A 343-nucleotide genomic window follows, 5' to 3' on the forward strand; every position below is an offset into this window, starting at 1 on the left:
GCCGCTGCCCAGTGCCCAGCGCGCGGCCTGCGGCGGCGTCGCCACCACCATGGCCTTCGGTCCCGGTTTCAGATCGTGGGCGGATGCCCTGGACTCCTTGGGCGTCGTCTTCACGCCGCCGCCGATCGCCTGTGCCGGATCGGCGCCTGCCGGAAGCGCGGCGATGGCCTGCCGCGGCGAGGCCGCATCGACGCCGGACGGATCGTTGAATGCCGAGCGCGGCTCGAGCGAGGCGACCTGATAGTCGCCACTCGCGACACTGGCCTCGCTCGTGGCGTTGGCCTCGTCTAGAACGGCCTTGACTTCATCCGGCTTGACCTCGTCCGCCTTGGCCTCATCCGGA

The 343-nt window shown here is 70.8% G+C and carries 1 pseudogene; it reads right to left on the minus strand.

Annotation, left to right across the window (positions count from 1 at the left end):
• A pseudogene (locus EN851_RS34745) lies at window positions 1-343 on the minus strand (peptidase M15); the annotation flags it as partial.

The sequence above is a fragment of the Mesorhizobium sp. M8A.F.Ca.ET.208.01.1.1 genome, from assembly GCF_004791315.1.
In the GTDB taxonomy this organism is placed as follows: Bacteria; Pseudomonadota; Alphaproteobacteria; order Rhizobiales; family Rhizobiaceae; genus Mesorhizobium.